This window comes from Streptosporangium sp. NPDC048886 (assembly GCF_055586905.1).
Genome location: NZ_JBVJHH010000021.1, coordinates 23725 through 41659 on the forward strand (window position 1 = coordinate 23725; position 17935 = coordinate 41659).

Below are 17935 nucleotides of genomic sequence, written 5' to 3' on the forward strand. Positions count from 1 at the left end.
TCGTCGATCGCCACAGGACGTGTCACATGCCGCGCCGCATCTGCAGCGGCAACTCCGCTTGCGCCAGACATGCGCGATCGCGACCTACTGCGCTGCGGCTTGCCGACTCCTACCGGCAGATCTGACGCGGAACCGTCAGTGCGAGGAGTTTGTCCGGGTTGCGGATGACGTAGAAGTTAGTGATCTTCCCGTCGCCGACCTCGAACAGGCAGACGCCTGCCAGGTGATCGCCGGCGTAGGCGGCCATCGCGGGCGCGTTGTTGCAGTTGACCATCTCGATCCGCGAGTCCGGCAACCGCCCCACGCGGAACAGTTCCATGACAAGCACGGCCACCTTCTCCGCGCCCACCACCGGCTGGCGCGCCGCGGTGACCTTGCCGCCGCTGTCGGCGGTCCACGTGGCGTCCGGCGCGAGCAGCGAGAGCAGCCCCTCCATGTCACCGGTCGCCGCCGCGGACATGAACTGCTCGGTGATCCGCGTGGTCGTCCCAGCGTCGACGGGGTCGAAACGTTTACGCCGCGCCTGTACGTGCCTGCGGGCGCGGTGCGCCATCTGGCGCACCGTCACCACGGACTTGCCCACCGCTGCGGCGATCTCGTCGTAGTCGAACCCGAACACCTCGCGCAGCACGAACACCGCGCGCTCATCGGGGGTGAGCGTTTCGAGCAGCACAAGCATCGCCATCGACACCGACTCGGCGAGCACCACATCGGCCGACGCGTCGTTCTCCTCCAGCAGCAGCGGCTCGGGCAGCCAGGAGCCGATGTACTCCTCGCGACGGCGCGTGCTCGCCCGCAAGGCGTTGAGCGCCTGACGGGTCACCAGCCGCGCCAGATACGACTTGGTGTCCCGCACCGCCGCGAGATCCACCTTGGCCCACCGCAGATAGCTGTCCTGCAGCACGTCGTCGGATTCGGTCGCCGAGCCAAGTATCTCGTACACGATTGTGAACAGCAGCGGCCGCAACACGGTGAATCGCTCGGCATGCTCGTCGGCGCTCACAGGGAGGTGACCGCCCGCGCAGCGGAGGCCGGCTGTTCGGGGCGCGGGCCCCCCTTGGGCCAGCCCATGGAACCGGGCTTGCCTGCCTCCAGACGGATCCTCTTCGACACCACGAACTTGCAGGTCACTTCCTTGATTATTGCGCCCATGCGGCCGGGGATGTAGATGTTCACCGCGGTGTCGTCCTTACCGGCGATCTGTCTGATGCCGGCGTGCCGGCCGAGGCTGACGCACGCGCCCGTGAAGGCCAGGTTGATCACCGCCGGTTCGGTCCCCGCGATGCGGCTCAGCACGGTGTCTGCGGCCTGCGCCCCGAGCGGCCCTGCGGCGTAGCCGCTCATCCGCAGCGGCTGGCCCGACGGTGCGGCGGCGTCGCCGGCCACGACGATGCGGTCGTCGTCGATGCTGGTCAGCGTTTCGTCGGTGAGCAGCCGGCCGAGCGTGTCGGTGCGCAGCCCGCTCGCCGCCGCCAGCTCCGGCAGGCCGAAACCGGCCGTCCAGATAGTCAGTGCGCTTGGACGCGGCACACTGTCGGCAGAACCGTCGGTCAGGACGACCGAGTCCGGCCGGACCTCGGTCACTGCGCCGCCCTCGAGCACGGCGACACCATGGCGGGTCAGCCATTTGGCGACGTATCGGCGCCCCCCTGCGCTCAGGTAGGGCGCCAGGGTCCGGCCACACACCAACGTGACCTTGCGCCCTTGTTCGGCCAGTTCAGCGGCCGTCTCGACGCCGGTCAATCCGCCGCCGACCACGGTGACCGGAGCCTCGAGGGGCAACTCCTCCAGCCTGGCGCGCAGCCGCTGCGCGGACTCCAATTCCGCGATGGACCAAGCGAATTCGGCCGCGCCTGGCACCGAGGGGACCGCGCCGGTGCTGCCGACGGCGTAGATGATGTAGTCGTAGTCCAGCGCGCGGCCCGACGCCAGCCGCACGGTGCGGGCGGCGGTGTCAATGCGCGTTGCGCTGTCGACGACCAGTTGGATGCCCTCGCCGAGCAGCGTGCCGTAGTCAATCGTGGCGTCGCCGGTACGGGCCACGAACTGGTGCAGCCGGATGCGTTCGACGAACTCCGGGCGCGGATTGACCAGAGTGATGTCGACGTCGTCGCGCATCCGCAGACGGTTGGCCGCCAGCGTTCCGGCGTAACCGCCACCGATGACCACGACCTTGTGAGATGTGTTGTGTTCGGTCATGCCCTCAGGACACCGGGGATCGCAGAGACGTGACAGGACGGGACGTGATGTGCGTCACTCCACTCAAGAGCGCGGAACACGTGCTCGCGGCAGAGCCTTCGGCCCATCTCAGCCTGTGACACAGAACTTGGATCATCCGTCACACTGACCTTCGCCGGGTCGCGTCCATCCATCCCCGCGAGGGCGACTCGGCAACGTTATGTGTCACATTGCCGGTCAGGAGGACGCCCGTGTCCGTCGTGGCCTTGCCCGGCCAACCCGAGTCGGTCAGCGGCGCGACGACCGCAGCCGCGGTCGAGTGCTTCCTCGACTCCACCACCGCGGCCACCACCCGCGCCGGCTACGCCGTGACCGGCCCGCCACATCCCGTCGCCGCCCTGACCCCCGATCACTACGCCGCAGTGATGGACCGCTGGAAGATCGCGGCCGCCGCCACCTGGAACCGGCAGTTGTCCGCCCTGTGCTCTTTCACCACCTGGGCCCAGCGCCAGGAACTGCTGGACACCAACCCGGCCCGCCGCCTGGAGCGCCGCAGACCCGCCCGCCGCGGCGACCGCGCCATCCCGCGTACCCGGCTGGAGACGCTCTTCACCGACCCCTCGCACTCCTTGCGCGAACGGCTGCTGTGGAGGCTCCTCTACGACACGGCCGCCCGCGCCGAGGAAATCCTCACCCTCAACGTCGAGGACCTCGACCTGGAATTCCGGCGCGCCCGCGTCGTCTCCAAAGGCGGCGCCATCGAATACGTGCACTGGGCCGCCCCCACGGCACGGCTGCTGCCCCGTCTGCTGACCGGCCGCACCTGCGGGCCGGTGTTCCCGGCCGACAGGCGCGCTCCCACCTCCGGCCGCCGCGTACGGGCGTCCGGCGACGTCTGCCCCGTCAGCGGCCACTTCCATTGCCGCATCGCGGCCGGGACCGGCATAGGCCACGAGGAAGGACGTGCTCACCCGGCCGCCCCGACCACGAACCCAGGTCGGGTGTCGCCGAACTCCACCAACCCGGCGCCACGCAGGGTGTCACGGACCCGCTCGGCGTCGCGGTCCCGCTCGCTCCAAGCGGCCTCCTGCCCTGGCCGTACCCGAACGCCGGCCTCTCGTCGCTCATGGTCCGCACCGTAAGCGAACAGCGACCTCCCATCTCGGGGAACGAGATCAGTGCAGGTCAGCGAAATCCGACCGAAATTTCTCCGGGACTACAGGGAGGCCGACCTTCGCGGGGTGCGTCGGTCGTGCGCGGGGTGCGTCGGTCATGGAAAGCAGTCTGACGGCGGCGCGTCCCTGGAAACAGTGGCCGGAAATCCTATTATCGTGGGTTTCGTGCCAATGTTTCGATCGGTCGCCGCCTATGCCCCGCAGGGAGTCACCGCGCTGGGGCTGGGCATCGTGAACGAGATCTTCTGTCGTCCCGGCTTCGACTTCGCCCTCTGCGCCGAGCGGCCCGGCACGCTCCGCACCGACCTGGGCCTGCCCCTGCCGGTCGAGCACGGCCTGGACCGGCTCGCCGACGCCGATCTGATCCTGGCCCTGCCCGGGGTGGAGTTCCGCGCCGACCCGTCACAGGCCGTCCTGGCCGCCCTGCGCGCCGCGTACGACCGGGGCGCGATGATCGCCGCGCACTGCGTCGGCGTGTTCCTGCCGGCCGCCGCCGGACTGCTCGACGGTCTGGAGGCGACCACCCACTGGCGCTTCGCCGCCGACCTGGCCGCCCGCCATCCGACCGTGCGGGTCCGTCCCGAGTCCCTCTACGTCGACCAGGACCGGCTCGTCACCGGTGCCGGTGCGCTGGCGGGCGTCGACCTCTGCCTCTACCTGATCCGCCGCGAGTACGGCGCCGCGCACGCCAACGCGATCGCCCGCGACCTGGTGACCACGCCCTACCGCAGTGGGGGGCAGTTGCAGTACCTGCCCGCGCCCGTGCCGGCCGGTGCGGACGACGTGCGGCTGTCGGAGGTGATCGCCTGGGCCAGGGCCAACCTGGGCCGCCGGCTCTCCGTCGACGACCTCGCCGCCCATGCCCTGATGAGCCGCCGCTCCTTCGCCCGCCGTTTCAAGGCCGCCACCGGCGCCACCCCGCACGCCTGGCTGCTGGCCCAGCGCCTGAACCTCGCCGAAGAGCTCCTGGAGACCACCGACCTGCCCGTCGAGAGCATCGCCCACCAGGTCGGCTACGCCAGTGCCGCCGTGTTCCGGGAGCAGTTCGCACTCCGCCGCGGCGTGCCGCCCCGCGACTACCGCAGGGCCTTCAGGCAGCGCTGACCTGAGCTGACGCAATCGCTTGTGCCCGAGCCGGGCCGGGGCCGACGCCCGATCCTGACACGCTCCGCCTTACCGGTGGGCGCCGGCTGCCCGCCCTCGCGCGCGCTCCTTCCCGGAACCGTGGCGCGTCCGCGGCGTCGCCGGTCGACCGGGCCGGCATGGCGCCTCACAGGCTCGCGGCCCGGTGGGTGGGGCGGCCGTCGAGGACCGTGAGCAGCACGGGCAGGTCCGGCAGGTCGGTGGCGGCGGTGGTGAGCGGGTTGTCGGCCAGGACCGTGAGGTCGGCGCGGTGGCCGACGGCGAGCCGGCCGGCCTCGCGCTCCTCGCCCGCCGCGCGGGCGGTGTTGACGGTCATGCCCTGCAGAGCCTCCAGGGCGGTGAGCGCCTGCTCGGGGCCGTGTGGGGGCCGGCTGAGATCGCGGCTCGGCCGGCGGTGACGGGCGCCCGCCATGACGCCCAGCGGCGGGTGGGGGGCGATGGGCCAGTCGGAGCCGAGGACGACGGTGGCGCCGGAGTCCCACAGGTCGCGGCAGCGCCAGGCGCGCGAGGCGCGCTCCTCGCCGAGCCGGCGCGACCAGTTGTCGGTGTGGTCGGCCCGGGTGAAGTCGCAGCAGTGGGTGGGCTGCATGGACGCGACGACGCCGAGCGCGGCGAAGCGGCGCAGGGTGTCGTCGGGCACGGTCTCGATGTGCTCGACCCGGTGCCGCACCCCGCGGTCCCCGGTGGCCAGGGCCTTCTCGACGGAGTCGAGGACATGCCGTACGGCCGCGTCGCCGATGGCGTGGGTGGCGGTGGGCACTCCGGCCCGGTGGAGCTCGCCGACGATACGGGTGTAGGCCTCGGGGTCGGGCCAGAAGGCGTGGGTGGACTCGCCGTGGCAGTCGGGACGTTCCAGCCAGGCGGTGCCGTTGTCGACGGTGCCGTCCATGAAGAGCTTGACACCCTCGGTCCGCCACAGCGTGCCGCCGGTGCCCTGCTGCTCGATGAGCGCGCGCAGCGCGTCGGCGCCGGTGCCGGGCTGGCACCAGGGTGCGACCCGGAGCCGCACCGGCAGCTCTCCGGCCGCGTCGAGCTCGGCGTAGAGCGCGAGGCTGTCGCCGTTGGCGTCCATGACGTGACCGCCGGTGAGCCCCGCGGCGGCCATGCCGCGCAGGGCGGCGGCGAGCCGGGCGCGGCGCTCCGCGTGCGTGGGCCGCGGAGCGGCACGCTCGACGAGTTCGCAGGCGGCGTCCTCCAGGAGCAGCCCGGTGGGCCGGCCCGCGTCGTCGCAGACGACCTCGGCCGACTGGGCGAAGCTCCGCGGCCCGTCGACGCCGGCGAGTTCGAGCGCGCGCGGGCTGGCCAGCATGGAGTGGGCGTCGAAGAGCTGCAGGAGGGCCGGTACGCCGTCGAGCACGGGGGCGAGGGCGGAGGCCTCGACGGGCCGATCCTCGAAGACGTTCGGGTCGAGGCCCCAGCCGTGCAGCCACGCGCCGGGCGCGAGGCTGCGGACCTCGCGGGCCAGCGCCTCGCGCACCGCGTCCAGGTCGGCGCAGTGTGACAGGTCCAGTCCGTGGGTCAGCTCGGCGCCCGAGACGGGGTGGAGGTGCCCGTCGACCAGGCCGGGGATCACCACGGCCCCCTTGAGGTCGATCACCGTCGTCGAGGAGTCCGCGAGCGCGCGTATCCGGCGGTCGTCGCCCAGAGCGCAGATCCGTCCTCCGGACACGGCCAGGGCGGTCTCCGGCAGGAACTCTCCGGTGACCGGGTCGAGCAGGCCGGCGGAGAGCAGGACGAGACGGGTGCGCACAGGGGCTCCTCGAAGGAAGAACGGGTGGGGGAGGGTCAGTTGGGGGTGGAGGAGGCGGCGGCCGGGTCCGCACCGTGGGCGCCGGCGGCCGGGCCCGTGTTCCGGTCGGCGGCCAGGTCCGTGCCGGAGGCGGGGCAGGGGCCGGTGGACGCGCCGACAGGGCGGGTGAGAGCACCGCTGGGCAGGCCGAGTTCGCGCTCCGCCGTGGCGACAGCCATCCGCGTCACCGCCTCGGGGCGATTGCTGGTGTCGGTATTTGCGTGGGCGCCAAGGCCGTCGAGCACGACCAAGATCTGAATGGTCGTCACATACGGGTCGTCCGTCCGGAATTCCTCCCGCTCGACGCCCTGCCGGATGAGGTCTTCCAGCCGCCCGCGCCAGGCGGCCTCCTGCTCGGCGACCCGGTCGCGCAGGACGGGCCGGTAGCGGCTGAGGTGCCGGGCGTTGATCCAGAGCCGGCTGATGTCGTCGTACGCCTCTCCGGTCGTGTGCGCGAAGAACCGCGCCAGATGCTGCGTGGGGGTCCCGTCGGGCCTCTTGGCTGGCAGGAGGGTGTCGAGCTCGGCGTTCGCGGCGCTGCCGAACGCCTCCGCCACGAGATCCTCCGCCGAGGGGAAGTAGTGGCTGATCAGTCCCGGCCGGACGCCGAGTTCTTCGCCGATCCGCCGCAGAGTGACGCACTCCAGTCCCTCGGCCAGGGCGACGGTGGCGGCCGCGACGACGATTTCCGCATGTCGGGCGGCCGGAGTTTTCCGAATTCGCTTGCGCTGGACGCTTGACGGCATGCCCGCGATGCTATTGAGTGTGCGACCAATAAGCAAGCAGGTGGGTACGACCAGCACCCGGAGGGCTCCATGGCGTCCACGATCCCCGACCCGCGCCCAGGCGTGCACGGCGTGCACGAGACGCCGCCGCCCTCGGGGCGGGCGGGCCGTGTCGAGGTTCACGGCATCGACCACATTCCCGAGCGGGAACGTCACGGCCGTGCCCGGGAGCTGTTCGCCGTCTGGGCGGCGGCGAACGTCAACTACCTGAGCCTGGTGGTCGGCGGCGCCCTGATACTCATGGGCCTGAGCCTGTGGCAGGCTCTCGCGGTGATCGTGGTGGGCAACCTGTTCTGGGTGCCGGTCGGCCTGCTCGCCGTCTCGGGTCCGGCCTCGGGCACGCCGAGCGAAGTGATCATGCGGGCGATGTTCGGCGTCCGCGGCAACCGGGTGAACATCGCGGTCACCGGCTGGGCGATCTGCATCTGCTACCTCGCCCTCAATCTGGCCGCCGCCGCGCTGGCCGCCTTCTCCCTCGTCGAGAAGGCCGGCATCGCGCCGGACACCGGCGTCAAGATCGCCGTCGTGGTGGTCATCGCCACGCTCACCCTGGCCATCAGCGTCTACGGACACGCCACGATCGTGAAGCTCTACCTCCCGATCACCGTGGCCCTCACCGCCGCGTTCGCCGTCGTGGCCTTCAGCGTGCTCGGGCACGCCGACTTCGGCTACGAGCCCGCCGAGCCGCTGACCGGTGGCGCCCTGTGGGCGGCCCTCGCCGGCGGCGTCACCCTCATCGCCTCGGGTCCGCTCTCGTACACCAACAGCGCCGACTTCTCCCGCTACCTGCCCGGCACGACCTCCCCGAAGGCGATCATGGGCTGGACCGCGCTCGGCGGCTTCCTGCCCAGCGTCGCCGTCACCTCCCTGGGCGCCTTCGCCGCGACCGCGGTCGACATGACCCACCCGCAGACCGCGCTGGAGACGATCCTGCCCCGCTGGTTCACCCCGGTCTTCCTCCTCGCCCTGGTGCTCGGCACGATCTCCATCAACGCCATGACCGCCTACAGCTCCGGCCTCGCCCTCCAGGCCGTAGGCGTCCGCATCCGCCGCTCCCTCAGCGTGATCGTCGACGGGGTCCTCGGCGTCGCCCTCACCCTGTACGCGCTGCTGGTGTCCGACTTCCTCGACACCGTCAGCAACGTCCTCCAGCTGACCGTCGTCCTGCTCGGCCCCAGCATGGCCGTCTACGCCACCGACATCCTGCTGCGCCGCGGCCGCTACGACGGTCTCGCCCTCACGGACGAGACCCGCGCCAGCCCCTTCTGGTTCACCGCGGGCGTCAACCGGGCGGGTGCCCTGGCGCTCACGGCGGGCGCCGCCGCGGCCGCCCTCTGTGTGAACACCCTGTACACGGGCCCGCTCGCCCGCGCTCTGGGCGGTGTGGACCTCGCTCTGCCCGTCGGTGTCGTCGTCGCGTCGGCCGGTTACGCGATCCTGACGCGGCGCTCCCGCGACGGCCTCGGCGCGGCGGTGCACGGGTGAGCCGCCGCGCGGCCCTCCGGGCCGAGAGTCAGGGGGCGGTGGTGTCCACCACCGTGTATTCCGCCCACGCCGAGCGCTGTTCGCGATGGCCGGTGACGGTGTGGCGCAGCCGCAGCACACCGTCCTCGGTGGCGTGCCGCAGCTCCTGCACCGGCACCCGGAAGCACAGGTGCCCCTCGATCTGGGCGGCGCCCAGGATCAGCGAGCCGACGCTCAGGACCACCGCGTCGCGGTATCGGCCCGCGGCGCCCACGGTCAGGGTCACGGTGTCGCCGCCCTCGACCGGGTATCCGCAGTCGGTCAGGACCTGGACGACCTCGGGCAGTCCGGCCAGGTCCAGCCGGCCGCCGCCGGCCTCGGCGATGACGGGGGCGGGCAGCGCGGACACAGCGGTCATGGACGTCCCTCCTCGACGGCACGGGCGTGCCCGCGCGGGACCGACGCGTCACCACGGGGGAGCACCGGTCGAGTATCCCGCACCGCCGGGACCGGGGTGTCCGGGCCGGTCCTCACGCATCGATCCTGGACACCGCCTTCTGGTGCCGCCGCCGATCCAGCACATCGTGATCGCTGGGGATCACTCGCCCGGCTGCGGTCGAGCAGCCGGCGTAGCGCGGTCGGTGTGTGCCCCAGGTGCTCGCCGACGGTGCGGGTGAGGTGCGCCTGATCGGCGAAGCCGAGCTCGGCGGCCAGGTCGGCGAGGCCGACCCCGCCCTCCGCGAGCCGGTCCATGACCTGGCCGACGCGGACGCGGTTGCGGTAGCGGGTCAGTGACACGCGCATCTGCTGTGAGAAAACCCGGCTCAGCCGGTATGGCGAGACCTTCAGGAGCCCGGCCAGCGAGCACAGCCGCGCCGCCTCCGGGGCCTCCTCGAGGATCGCCTCACGGGCCGCCGCGGCCAGCGCCCGGTCGGCGGGCCTCGGCCGCTCGACGGGCTGCCCGGCGGCCGTCGCGACGAGACCGAGCAACTCCTCGGTGAGGGCGTAGTCGATGTCGCCGCCGGCGGCGGCGGCGAGCAGGCGGCGGTGAGCCAGGTCGACGCGCGCGTCCACATACACCGTCATCGCGTCCACGGGCCCTTCCCAGAGCCAGGGGGCGAACCTCACCGAGGTGCAGATGTCGCCGCCGGCGGGGTGTGCGAACCGTTCCTCCTGACCCGGGGCGCCCAGATAGGCCACCGTCGGATCCAGATCGGCGTCGGAGCCGTCGGTCCACCGCCGGAACCTGCCGCGCCGTACGAGCACCATCCGGTGGTCGTCGCGTGCCTCCGGCTGCGACCACCGGGTGTGATCGGAGCGGCAGGCCACCGTGGTCACGGTGAACTCCGGTCGGGTGGCGAGGGTCACGGCTGACAGCACGTCGCAGACACTACGCCGGGGGTGCGACAGAACGGCCCGCAAGGATCTTCAAGACCCTTCGGCACGCGAGGGCGGATGCTGGGCGGGCAGGCAACGACACCGAGGAGTCATCCATATGGCCGCTCACGCGGAGCTCACCGCGATCACCATCGACTGCGCCACCCCGAAGGCGCTCGCCGAGTTCTACCGGAACCTCACGGGCTGGGAGGTCACCCACAGCGACGACGATTCCGTCTACCTGGGCGACGGCCCGATCCAGCTCGCCTTCCAGCGGGTCGCCGGCTACCGGGGGCCCGGCTGGCCCGACGCGGCCAAGCACGCCCACCTCGACTTCAAGGTCACCGATCTGGAAGCCACGGCCAGGGACCTGCTCGCACTCGGCGCGACCAGGCCCGGCTTCCAGCCCGGCGAGGGCCGGTGGACCGTCCTCGCCGACCCCGAAGGACACCTGTTCTGCATCGCCGCGGCCTGACCGGGAGTATCAATGGCCTCCATCCACAGAGAGTTCGTCGTCGACGCCACGCCCGACGAGGTCTGGGACGTGCTCAGCGACTACGGCGCGGTGCACGAACGCCTCGCCCCCGGCTTCGTCACCGACACGCATCTGAGCTCGGACACCCGTACTGTCACGTTCGCCGACGGCACCATCGTCCACGAACGGCTCGTCGACCTCGATCACGACAACAGGCGCGTCGCCTACACCGTCGTCGGCGGGAGCCTCCACCCCTCCCACCACCATGCCTCGATGCAGGCCCTCGCCGAAGCGGGCGGCCGGACCAGGCTCGTCTGGCACACCGACGTCCTGCCCGACAGCCTCGCCGCTCCGATGACCGAGGCCGTCGAACGCGGCTCGGCGGTCATGCGCCAGGCCCTGGAGGCGGCGGCCCCCGGACCGGGCCGGTGAGCGCCTCTCGCTGACCCGCCGACGCCCCGAGGCGGCTCCAGGCCGGCGGCCCTCCCGGATCCTCCGGGAGGACCGCCCGCCCGGGGCGCTGACGGCGATCGGCTACTCGCAGGTCCTCCCTGCCGGGGCGCAGAGCTTGACCTCGGGGTAGCGGGGCGACGGTCTGTCCAGCAGGGTGAGCTCCGACTCCTTCGGAGTCATGTATCGGGCGCGCTGCCCCTCACGGGCCCGCGTCGGACACCACAGGGTGATCATGAGCTCCCTGGTTCTCGCCTCGGGCGCCCACGGGTCGGGGCGGGAGGTGTCCTTCAGATGCGGGGCGGCGGCGTCCTCCGGGGTCAGCGGCACATGGTGGTCGGGTGCCACGCCGACCCGGTCGATCACCTCGCGGTGGGGGACCAGGTGGTGCTTCGAGGGGAACCTCAGGATGGTGTCGTTGCCGAGGAGGTAGGGCTGCGCCGGGCCCGAGACGATTCCCGCGGGCCGCGTTCCGACCAGCCGGCCCAGGTCGCTGCCGCCGGGACTGAGGACGACACCCCCGACCACGCGGAGGAGGCAGGACTCGCCCTGCCGGCCGAACCGATGGTCTTCGCCAAGTTTCGGAACTGCCTGATCGGCGCCGCCGACGAGGTCGTGCCACCCGCCGAGAGCGAGCGGGTCGACTACGAGGCCGAGACCGTCGAGCGCATTCAGAACCCGGGCGGATCACATATTCGGGCCGAGAGGGCGCGCGCCGGTCACTCGGACCCGGACGTGAGCCCGGCCACGATGGCGAGCCCGACCGGCAGAGCGAACAGCGCCAGGTAGGGGCCTACGACGATGGCCCTGCCTCCGGCGTCGTAGCCGGAGGGCAGCCAGGCGAGCGCCTCCCCGGCGACCAGGGCGAGGAGCCAGCCGTTGGCCACCGTCAGACAGGGACGGGACAGCCCCGCGAGGCGACCGGCGAGCGCGCCGAGCGGCAACGCCAGCAGGAGGTAGACCGGCATCAAGGGGAGCGTGAGCCAGTTCAGCGTGGGGATGGTGGCGGACAGCATGAGGAGGGCGAAGACTCCCGCCGTCGCGGCCAGCCCGGTGATCGCCGCCCGAACAACTCTAGACCTGTTGATCAAACGACATGTCATGATCAGTGCCATAAGATCACGATACGCGCAGAGATCGACCTCGCCCAGGGCGGGATCCCCATTCAGCTCATCGTGCCGGCTGCCGTCCTGCCGCACATGGGCAGGGCGCCGCCGTGGGGAGGACGCGATCCGACCTCCGGTCCGGGAGGAAGCTGTCCTGTGACATCGAACCTTGAGCTGTGACAGCGAAGTTTGCGCGACTGAGTGTGCAGTCGGGTTACGGACAGAGCCCTCGGTCCTCACTCCTGCCGGCTGGTCACAGGCGGGAGGTGCACTCCTCGCTCGTGAGGACGTCAGCGCCTCTGGCCGGAAAAATGCGGCTGACCAGGAAGTCGTGCACGTCTGGCTCACCGTCGGCGCAGGCGTCGCTGAGCACGGTCAGGCGGTAGTCGCGGTCGGCGGCGTCGTAGAGCGTGGCGGCGACCATCGCCCCGGTCGCAACACCGGTCAGCACGATCGAGTCGATGGACTGGGCACGCAGAAGAAGATCGAGATCAGTGGCGGTGAACGCGCTGGCGCGGCGCTTGAGGACGACGGCCTCGCCCGGCAACGGCTCGATGCGCGGGTGCACGAGCGTCTCGGAGGATTCTTCGTCGAACAGCGAGCCCGCCCTTTGCAGGGCGGTGACCAGCGGGTTTCCCGCTGCCACATCCAGGCCCGAGGTCCGCAGGCCGGTCCGTACGAAGATCACGAGGATTCCGGCAGCCCTGGCCGCGGACAGAACTGTCTCCGTGACGGGCAGCAGGTCGGCGACGAAGGGGTGGTTGTCAACGATGCCGGCCTGCAGATCGCCGATGATGAGCGCGGTGGTGGTCATGGTTTCCTGTCCGGACGGCACGCTGTCCGCCGTCCTCCACGATCGTGTCCTTTGGCGTTGTGTCGTCGATCCGGTATGACGGTAGCGGGACGGATCCGGGTGTCGTCCAGAGCCTTACGGCCGGGCGCCGTGCCCGGCACACTGGCTTCTCGGTCGGATTCCGGGTGTAGGTGTGGGGTCCGCCATCGGGATGAGCGACCACGGTTGACGATCGGACCGGCTCCGGCGGCGCATCGGCCGGAGAAGCTTGGACGGCAGGCCGTTGGTTGTGGCCCTCCACTCGGGCCGGCGTCACCGGGGGTAAAGGAGTTGTGAGCGCTCGGCCCCCACCGTCGGCCCGAGCACGCGGCCACGATCTACCGCCACCTTGACCCCGGCAAGCCGGTCTCGGCGTAGGAGGAGCACGGTGCTGGCCTCGATCACCTGCCAAGGCGGTGAGGCTAACGCCGGTCGAGGCCGTCGAGCATGAGGGGGAGGAAGCGCTCCGGGATGACGCCCGGGTGGCAGGCGAACACGTTGAGCAGCTCCATGAGGTCGCCGGTGCCGGCATCTGGACGCATCGCACCGTCCGCCTGCGCCTGCCGTACCAGCTCGTCGAGCCGCTGCACCAGCGCCTGCCTCGCCTGTGGCGCGGAAGTCCCGGCCAGCGCGGCCGCGATGGCGCCGCGGCCCTTCTCCACGCTGTAGACGACGAAGGCGCGGACGGCCGCCCACGCGTCAGGCTCGGCCGCCACGGCGCGGTCGAGGGCGCCCAGGAGTTCGTGAACGTACTGCTCCGCCAGGGCGGCGAGCAGCACACTGCGATCGGGAAAGCGGCGGTAGAGCGTGCCGACGCCGACGCCTGCTCGGCGGGCGATCAGCTCCATCGGCGCGTCCGCGCCCCGCTCGGCCACCGCGTCGCGTGCCGCCTCCAGGATCCTGTCCCGATTGCGGCGGGCATCGGCGCGCATTGAACTCCCCTTGAACTGGACGACAGGCTTCCGCTTAGTATAGAAGAGGAAGCCGGCATTCCGCTTAGGAGGTTGCGATGGTCGTGGTGACGGGTGCGACGGGCACGATCGGGCGCGCACTGATCGAGGAACTCGGCGGTGCGGCGCGCGCCCTGGTACGGCGCGCGGAACAGGGCGAGGAGCTGGGATGCGACTACGTGGTCGGCGACCTGGAGCGGCCTGAGAGCATCCCGCTCGAGCCGGGTGACAGGCTCTTTCTCAACAGCGCGCTGTGGCCGGGTTTCGTGCGAGCGCACAAGGCGGTCATCGATCATGCGGCGGCCGTGGGCGTGGCGCAGGTGGTGACGGTGTCCGTGCGCGGCGTTACGTCGAGCAGCCTGCTCGGGTTCGGCATGCACGGGCAGGTCGACGAGCATCTGAAGGCGTCGGGAGTGCCGTGGTCGATCCTGGCGCCCGTCGGCTTCATGCAGAATCTTGCGGGCGACGTCGACGAGGAGGGGCGGATCTTCGGCTCGTACGGGAGGGGCGGGGTCGGCTACATCGACGCGCGTGACATCGCGGCGGTCGCGGCCGTGTTGCTCACGCGTCCCGTCGGCGCCGACGCCACGTACGAGCTCACCGGGCCGGTGGCGCCTACGCATGACGAGGTCGCCGCCGAGCTCACCCGAGCGCTCGGCCGGGCCGTACGTTACGTGGACCAGTCGGCAGAGGAAGCCGCCGTTCACCTGGAGAAGCGCGGCATGCCCGCCCAGGTGGCCCGTGACCTGGCCGAACTCATGTCGCAGATCGGGGATGGGCGCTGGGCGAGCACGACCACGACCGTGGCCGACATCCTGGGGCGCGGACCGCGTTCGCTGCGGGAGTTCCTCGGATAGACGTGCGCGACGGCAGCCGAGGGACAGGAGCCCGGCCGCCGCTCCTGTTCGGAACGCCGGGATCAGCCCCGTGCCCCTGATCATGCTCTGGCCTCGCTTGCCCGCGCCGAGCATGGAGCGCGGCTGGAACCGGATGACGGAGCGGTCCTCGTGGTGGGCAGGTCTCCGGAATGACGACCCGGCCTCCGGGTTTGAGCGCGCGGTACTGCTCTTCGAGCACGCGCTCGACATTCTCCACGTTCCGCAGGAGATAGCCGTGCGTGACGGCGTCGAAGGACCCGTCGCCGAAGGGCAGGTCGTCCGCGTCCGCGTGCTGCCACGTGATGGCGCAGGCCCCCGGTTTGCTCGCCGCCTCCGCCGGCATCCGCTCCGAGAAATCGACGGCGTGGACGGTCGAGTCCGGATATTTCTCCCGTGCGGCAAGAGCGATGACGCCGGTTCCGGTGGCGATGAGTGACAGCCAACCCTGAGTTTGAGCGGTCAGCGCGTCATCTGGTTGTGGACGTAGCGCCTGATCGTGCCGTGTGGATTGTCTCCTGGCGGTGGTGTCGGCGTGCGATGTGTCCGGACATCGGGAAAACGGCATGAAACGTCTGCAAACACGACTGAAGATCGTTAGGCTGCGACGATGGAACGCGTAACCGACGTGCCCGAGAATCCCGCACCATCGAGGCCCGCCTGGGTTTCGACCGCAACGCAGGCTGCAGATCCGACGGCCCAGGTGAATGACTACGACAGCTTCGCTGAGGCGTACTCGGCGGAGACCGAGAACAGCTTCATCAACGCGTACTACGCACGGCCCGCGATCATGGCCCTCGCCGGAGACGTGGCCGGCCGCCGGGTCCTGGACGCCGGCTGCGGCTCAGGCCCCCTGTCGGCCGTACTGCGCGAGCGCGGTGCCGTCGTCACCGGCATCGACGCCAGCGCCGGGATGCTGGCGCTGGCCCGGCGGCGGCTCGGTGACGACGCGGACTTACGCGTGGCCGACGTGCGTGATCCTCTGCCGTTCGCCGACGGCGCGTTCGACGACGTGGTCGCGTCGCTGGTGCTGCACTACCTGGAGGACTGGGGGCCGACGCTGGCCGAGATGCGGCGCGTGCTGCGGCCCGGCGGCCGACTGATCGCGTCGGTGAACCACCCGTTCACGGACTACGCGTTCCAGGATCCTCGGCCCGACTATTCCGCGACCACCAGCTATACCGACGAGTGGACGTTCGACGGGCAGTCCTTCCCGATGGTCTTCTGGCGCAGGCCGTTGCATGCGATGACCGATGCCTTCACCGCCGCCGGCTTCCACCTTGCCGTCATCAGCGAGCCGCAGCCCGACCCGGCCGCCCGTGAGCTGTTCCCCGACGATTTCCATGCCTTCTCGACCAAAATCAGCTTTCTGTTCTTCGTCGCCGAGGTACCGCCGTTGCCTGCGGGCTCGGACGGCCAAACCCCTTGAGGGACTCGACCGGGTGCTCGACCCCGGTCCACGCGGCGGGAGGCCGGTGGGCTCAAGGTGGGAGACCACGTTGACGATGGAGCCGGCCGAGCTCGACTCGAAGGCCGCCGGGAGTGTCACGCAAGAGCCGGCTCGCGTGGTTGCGCAGGCCGTGGCGGCCGCCATCCGCCGGTGTCGAGCTTGGCCGGCTCCGCCTCGACATCGACGGTGATGACGCCGAAGAAGTTGATGTTGTCGCTGTGTCCGGGCGAGATGTGCGACAGGATCTCGTCCGGCACCTGCCGGCCCTGGGAGCGCAGCTCCCAGGGCTGCTCCAGAATAGTATTCTGTCGTCCAGGCGACCACGGAGAGGCGCTCGCCTGGCCCTACTTCGGCGTTGATCAAGGTCGTGCCGTGGGAATCGGTCGCGTGCTCATCGATGCGCAGACACAAGATCACACATAGTTCCCAGTGGTGCCGAAACGCCGCGTCCTCCCCTAAGCGGCGGGCCCGCTGCAGATAGTCGGCATACCGGGCGGCACGAAACCCGTCGGCGCCCCGCCAGGGACCTTGCGGCCACCGGTGCGGTTCAGCTCCTTCAACACGGCCACGGCAGCCATCAGCTCGCCCGTGCCCGGCCCGCCCTGAAAGTCGACCGCCGCCAGCACGGTCGGAGTGAACTGCCGCAAGTAGGTGTAGGAGGAGTCCAGCTCCGACAGCCGGCCGTGGTCCTTGGGCAGCGGCTTCCACGCACCAGCGGTGATCTCCCGCAGCCGCTGCATGCCGATCCGGCCCCGCAGCAGATGCTGGTCAACGGCACCGTGACGCAGGCATGTAAGGCGCGCCGGCTGCGTTGAAGGCACGCTGCGGGCAGCCGCCGACGACGCGGATCAGGGGGTCGCGGTGAGGGGGAGGCCGGCCAGCAGGCGGTCGCGCAGGGCGTCGCCGCGGATGCCGAGCTCGGGGAGGTCGTCGGGGCCGGGGGCGCCGGTGACCAGCAGTTCGGGTACGAGGAGGTGGCTGAGCGGGGCCTCGGGTGCCGGGTCGACCAGAGCGCCGATGGAGGCGGCGGACAGGTCGAGGTAGGCCGGCGCGAGGATCCTGCCGTGGAGGGTGCCGGCGACCAGGTCAGGGCAGAACTCGTTCCAGAAGAGCGAGACGGTGGTGCGCAGGTCCCCATGGATCATCACCAGCTTGTCGGTCATGTCGCCGACGAAGGTCTCGGCCGTCACGTGGCCGCCTACGACCAGCTTCGCGTCACCGGCCAGGTAGATGTTCCGCGCCCGCAGGTTCCCGAGGACGATCAGCGCGGCGGCCCCGCCGTCCACATCGGTGATGTTCCCGTCGACGACCAGGTCGCCGTCCACGATGTACCCGGTCGCCGCCTCGGGCGTGCCCTCCCGCCACGGCGTCCGCTCGTGCTCGTCGAGGGGGAGTTCGCCGGTTACCGCGGCCGGCCCCGGCACCAGGATGTACTCCTCCTCGTACAGGTTCTCGTACGTCTCCTTCGGCAGCCCGCGCCGCTCGAACAGGTCCACCGCGTCGTCCCAGGCGAGGTAATTCGATCGCATGCGCGCGACCATAGCAATGAAACGCAGCCGTACCGGCTCGAAACCGACGTTGGATGTGGCGCGCACATTGCTGCGGCCCCCAATGACGGGGTGGCGCCGGAATACGGCGGAAACGGGCCGCATCCCTGAGACGGATCGCCGTCGACGGAGGTTAGTGAGTGTTCGATCCCTTTCTGTGGCATGCAGGAAGGTTCGCCCGATCGACAGGCTGCCGTGTTCGCGGTGGTATCGCCGGAGACCCTTGTCGCCGTTGCCGCCGACTCGGCGTCAGAGCGCCGTGTCTGCCCAGGAAGATCCTGTCTCATCCCAAGGCGCGACACTCCGTCGTTCTTTCTCGTGCTGTTCTCCCCGGGCAGG

At 70.9% G+C, this 17935-nt stretch carries 22 protein-coding genes; 8 read left to right on the top strand and 14 right to left on the bottom strand.

The window, feature by feature from the left end:
* Positions 1 to 109: 109 nt before the first annotated feature.
* Both sigJ and ACZ6R6_RS25460 read right to left on the bottom strand, forming a co-directional pair.
* Positions 110 to 1003 (bottom strand): RNA polymerase sigma factor SigJ, encoded by an 894-nt coding sequence (gene sigJ, locus ACZ6R6_RS25455; protein ID WP_470097242.1) that lies wholly within the window; start codon positions 1001 to 1003, stop codon positions 110 to 112.
* Entirely contained in the window at positions 1000 to 2199 is a 1200-nt protein-coding gene (locus ACZ6R6_RS25460; protein WP_470097244.1) for an NAD(P)/FAD-dependent oxidoreductase, read from the bottom strand. Before ACZ6R6_RS25460 ends, sigJ begins: the two co-directional genes overlap by 4 nt.
* A gap of 230 nt (positions 2200 to 2429) precedes the next feature.
* Between ACZ6R6_RS25460 and ACZ6R6_RS25465 the strand changes: the two genes are divergently transcribed.
* Both ACZ6R6_RS25465 and ACZ6R6_RS25470 read left to right on the top strand, forming a co-directional pair.
* Entirely contained in the window at positions 2430 to 3320 is an 891-nt protein-coding gene (locus ACZ6R6_RS25465; protein ID WP_470097246.1) for a tyrosine-type recombinase/integrase, read from the top strand.
* Between the two features lie 204 nt (positions 3321 to 3524).
* Complete coding sequence (locus ACZ6R6_RS25470; protein WP_470097494.1) at positions 3525 to 4457, top strand: GlxA family transcriptional regulator; 933 nt, start codon at positions 3525 to 3527, stop codon at positions 4455 to 4457.
* A 166-nt stretch (positions 4458 to 4623) separates the two neighbouring features.
* Here the strand turns inward: ACZ6R6_RS25470 and ACZ6R6_RS25475 are convergent, their stop codons facing one another.
* Entirely contained in the window at positions 4624 to 6246 is a 1623-nt protein-coding gene (locus tag ACZ6R6_RS25475; RefSeq protein WP_470097248.1) for an amidohydrolase, read from the bottom strand.
* A gap of 35 nt (positions 6247 to 6281) precedes the next feature.
* Complete coding sequence (locus ACZ6R6_RS25480; protein WP_470097250.1) at positions 6282 to 7031, bottom strand: TetR/AcrR family transcriptional regulator; 750 nt, start codon at positions 7029 to 7031, stop codon at positions 6282 to 6284.
* A 69-nt stretch (positions 7032 to 7100) separates the two neighbouring features.
* Between ACZ6R6_RS25480 and ACZ6R6_RS25485 the strand changes: the two genes are divergently transcribed.
* Positions 7101 to 8555: a purine-cytosine permease family protein gene (locus ACZ6R6_RS25485; RefSeq protein ID WP_470097252.1), complete on the top strand. Its 1455-nt coding sequence runs from the start codon at positions 7101 to 7103 to the stop codon at positions 8553 to 8555.
* 28 nt (positions 8556 to 8583) lie between these two features.
* On the opposite strand, the gene ACZ6R6_RS25490 is transcribed toward ACZ6R6_RS25485, so the two are convergent.
* Together ACZ6R6_RS25490 and ACZ6R6_RS25495 are read right to left on the bottom strand one after the other, a co-directional pair.
* Positions 8584 to 8952, bottom strand: coding sequence for a hypothetical protein (locus ACZ6R6_RS25490; protein WP_470097254.1), 369 nt, complete (start codon positions 8950 to 8952; stop codon positions 8584 to 8586).
* Entirely contained in the window at positions 8949 to 9914 is a 966-nt protein-coding gene (locus ACZ6R6_RS25495) for a helix-turn-helix domain-containing protein (RefSeq protein ID WP_470097256.1), read from the bottom strand. Before ACZ6R6_RS25495 ends, ACZ6R6_RS25490 begins: the two co-directional genes overlap by 4 nt.
* A gap of 115 nt (positions 9915 to 10029) precedes the next feature.
* Between ACZ6R6_RS25495 and ACZ6R6_RS25500 the strand changes: the two genes are divergently transcribed.
* On the top strand, positions 10030 to 10386 hold the full coding sequence (locus ACZ6R6_RS25500; protein WP_470097258.1) for a VOC family protein: 357 nt from the start codon (positions 10030 to 10032) through the stop codon (positions 10384 to 10386).
* A gap of 12 nt (positions 10387 to 10398) precedes the next feature.
* Positions 10399 to 10818: an SRPBCC family protein gene (locus tag ACZ6R6_RS25505; protein ID WP_470097260.1), complete on the top strand. Its 420-nt coding sequence runs from the start codon at positions 10399 to 10401 to the stop codon at positions 10816 to 10818.
* 102 nt (positions 10819 to 10920) lie between these two features.
* On the opposite strand, the gene ACZ6R6_RS25510 is transcribed toward ACZ6R6_RS25505, so the two are convergent.
* Positions 10921 to 11364, bottom strand: a complete 444-nt coding sequence (locus ACZ6R6_RS25510; RefSeq protein ID WP_470097262.1) for a hypothetical protein — start codon at positions 11362 to 11364, stop codon at positions 10921 to 10923.
* Between the two features lie 36 nt (positions 11365 to 11400).
* Here ACZ6R6_RS25510 and ACZ6R6_RS25515 point away from each other — a divergent pair, with 36 nt between their 5' ends.
* Positions 11401 to 11625 (top strand): hypothetical protein, encoded by a 225-nt coding sequence (locus ACZ6R6_RS25515; RefSeq protein ID WP_470097264.1) that lies wholly within the window; start codon positions 11401 to 11403, stop codon positions 11623 to 11625.
* Here ACZ6R6_RS25515 and ACZ6R6_RS25520 read toward each other — a convergent pair.
* The 3 genes from ACZ6R6_RS25520 to ACZ6R6_RS25530 form a co-directional block, all read right to left on the bottom strand.
* Positions 11556 to 11939 carry a hypothetical protein gene (locus ACZ6R6_RS25520; RefSeq protein ID WP_470097266.1) on the bottom strand — a complete coding sequence of 128 codons (384 nt, stop codon included), beginning with the start codon at positions 11937 to 11939 and terminating at the stop codon, positions 11556 to 11558. The two genes, ACZ6R6_RS25515 and ACZ6R6_RS25520, sit on opposite strands and share 70 nt — an antisense overlap.
* Positions 11940 to 12195: 256 nt before the next feature.
* Complete coding sequence (locus ACZ6R6_RS25525) at positions 12196 to 12756, bottom strand: cysteine hydrolase family protein (protein ID WP_470097268.1); 561 nt, start codon at positions 12754 to 12756, stop codon at positions 12196 to 12198.
* A 440-nt stretch (positions 12757 to 13196) separates the two neighbouring features.
* On the bottom strand, positions 13197 to 13706 hold the full coding sequence (locus ACZ6R6_RS25530) for a TetR/AcrR family transcriptional regulator (RefSeq protein WP_470097270.1): 510 nt from the start codon (positions 13704 to 13706) through the stop codon (positions 13197 to 13199).
* Positions 13707 to 13783: 77 nt separating this feature from the next.
* Between ACZ6R6_RS25530 and ACZ6R6_RS25535 the strand changes: the two genes are divergently transcribed.
* Positions 13784 to 14581 (top strand): NAD(P)H-binding protein, encoded by a 798-nt coding sequence (locus tag ACZ6R6_RS25535; RefSeq protein WP_470097272.1) that lies wholly within the window; start codon positions 13784 to 13786, stop codon positions 14579 to 14581.
* Here the strand turns inward: ACZ6R6_RS25535 and ACZ6R6_RS25540 are convergent.
* Entirely contained in the window at positions 14481 to 15167 is a 687-nt protein-coding gene (locus ACZ6R6_RS25540) for a methyltransferase domain-containing protein (RefSeq protein WP_470097274.1), read from the bottom strand. The two genes, ACZ6R6_RS25535 and ACZ6R6_RS25540, sit on opposite strands and share 101 nt — an antisense overlap.
* 42 nt (positions 15168 to 15209) lie before the next feature.
* On the opposite strand from ACZ6R6_RS25540, the gene ACZ6R6_RS25545 reads away from it, so the two are divergent.
* Positions 15210 to 16028 carry a class I SAM-dependent methyltransferase gene (locus ACZ6R6_RS25545; protein ID WP_470097276.1) on the top strand — a complete coding sequence of 273 codons (819 nt, stop codon included), beginning with the start codon at positions 15210 to 15212 and terminating at the stop codon, positions 16026 to 16028.
* Positions 16029 to 16144: 116 nt separating this feature from the next.
* On the opposite strand, the gene ACZ6R6_RS25550 is transcribed toward ACZ6R6_RS25545, so the two are convergent.
* From ACZ6R6_RS25550 to ACZ6R6_RS25560, 3 genes are all read right to left on the bottom strand, one after another.
* On the bottom strand, positions 16145 to 16306 hold the full coding sequence (locus tag ACZ6R6_RS25550) for a hypothetical protein (RefSeq protein ID WP_470097278.1): 162 nt from the start codon (positions 16304 to 16306) through the stop codon (positions 16145 to 16147).
* 198 nt (positions 16307 to 16504) lie between these two features.
* A complete protein-coding gene (locus ACZ6R6_RS25555; RefSeq protein WP_470097280.1) occupies positions 16505 to 16870 on the bottom strand; it encodes a hypothetical protein in 366 nt (121 codons plus the stop codon).
* A 27-nt stretch (positions 16871 to 16897) separates the two neighbouring features.
* On the bottom strand, positions 16898 to 17578 hold the full coding sequence (locus tag ACZ6R6_RS25560; protein ID WP_470097281.1) for a hypothetical protein: 681 nt from the start codon (positions 17576 to 17578) through the stop codon (positions 16898 to 16900).
* Between the last annotated feature and the right edge of the window lie 357 nt (positions 17579 to 17935).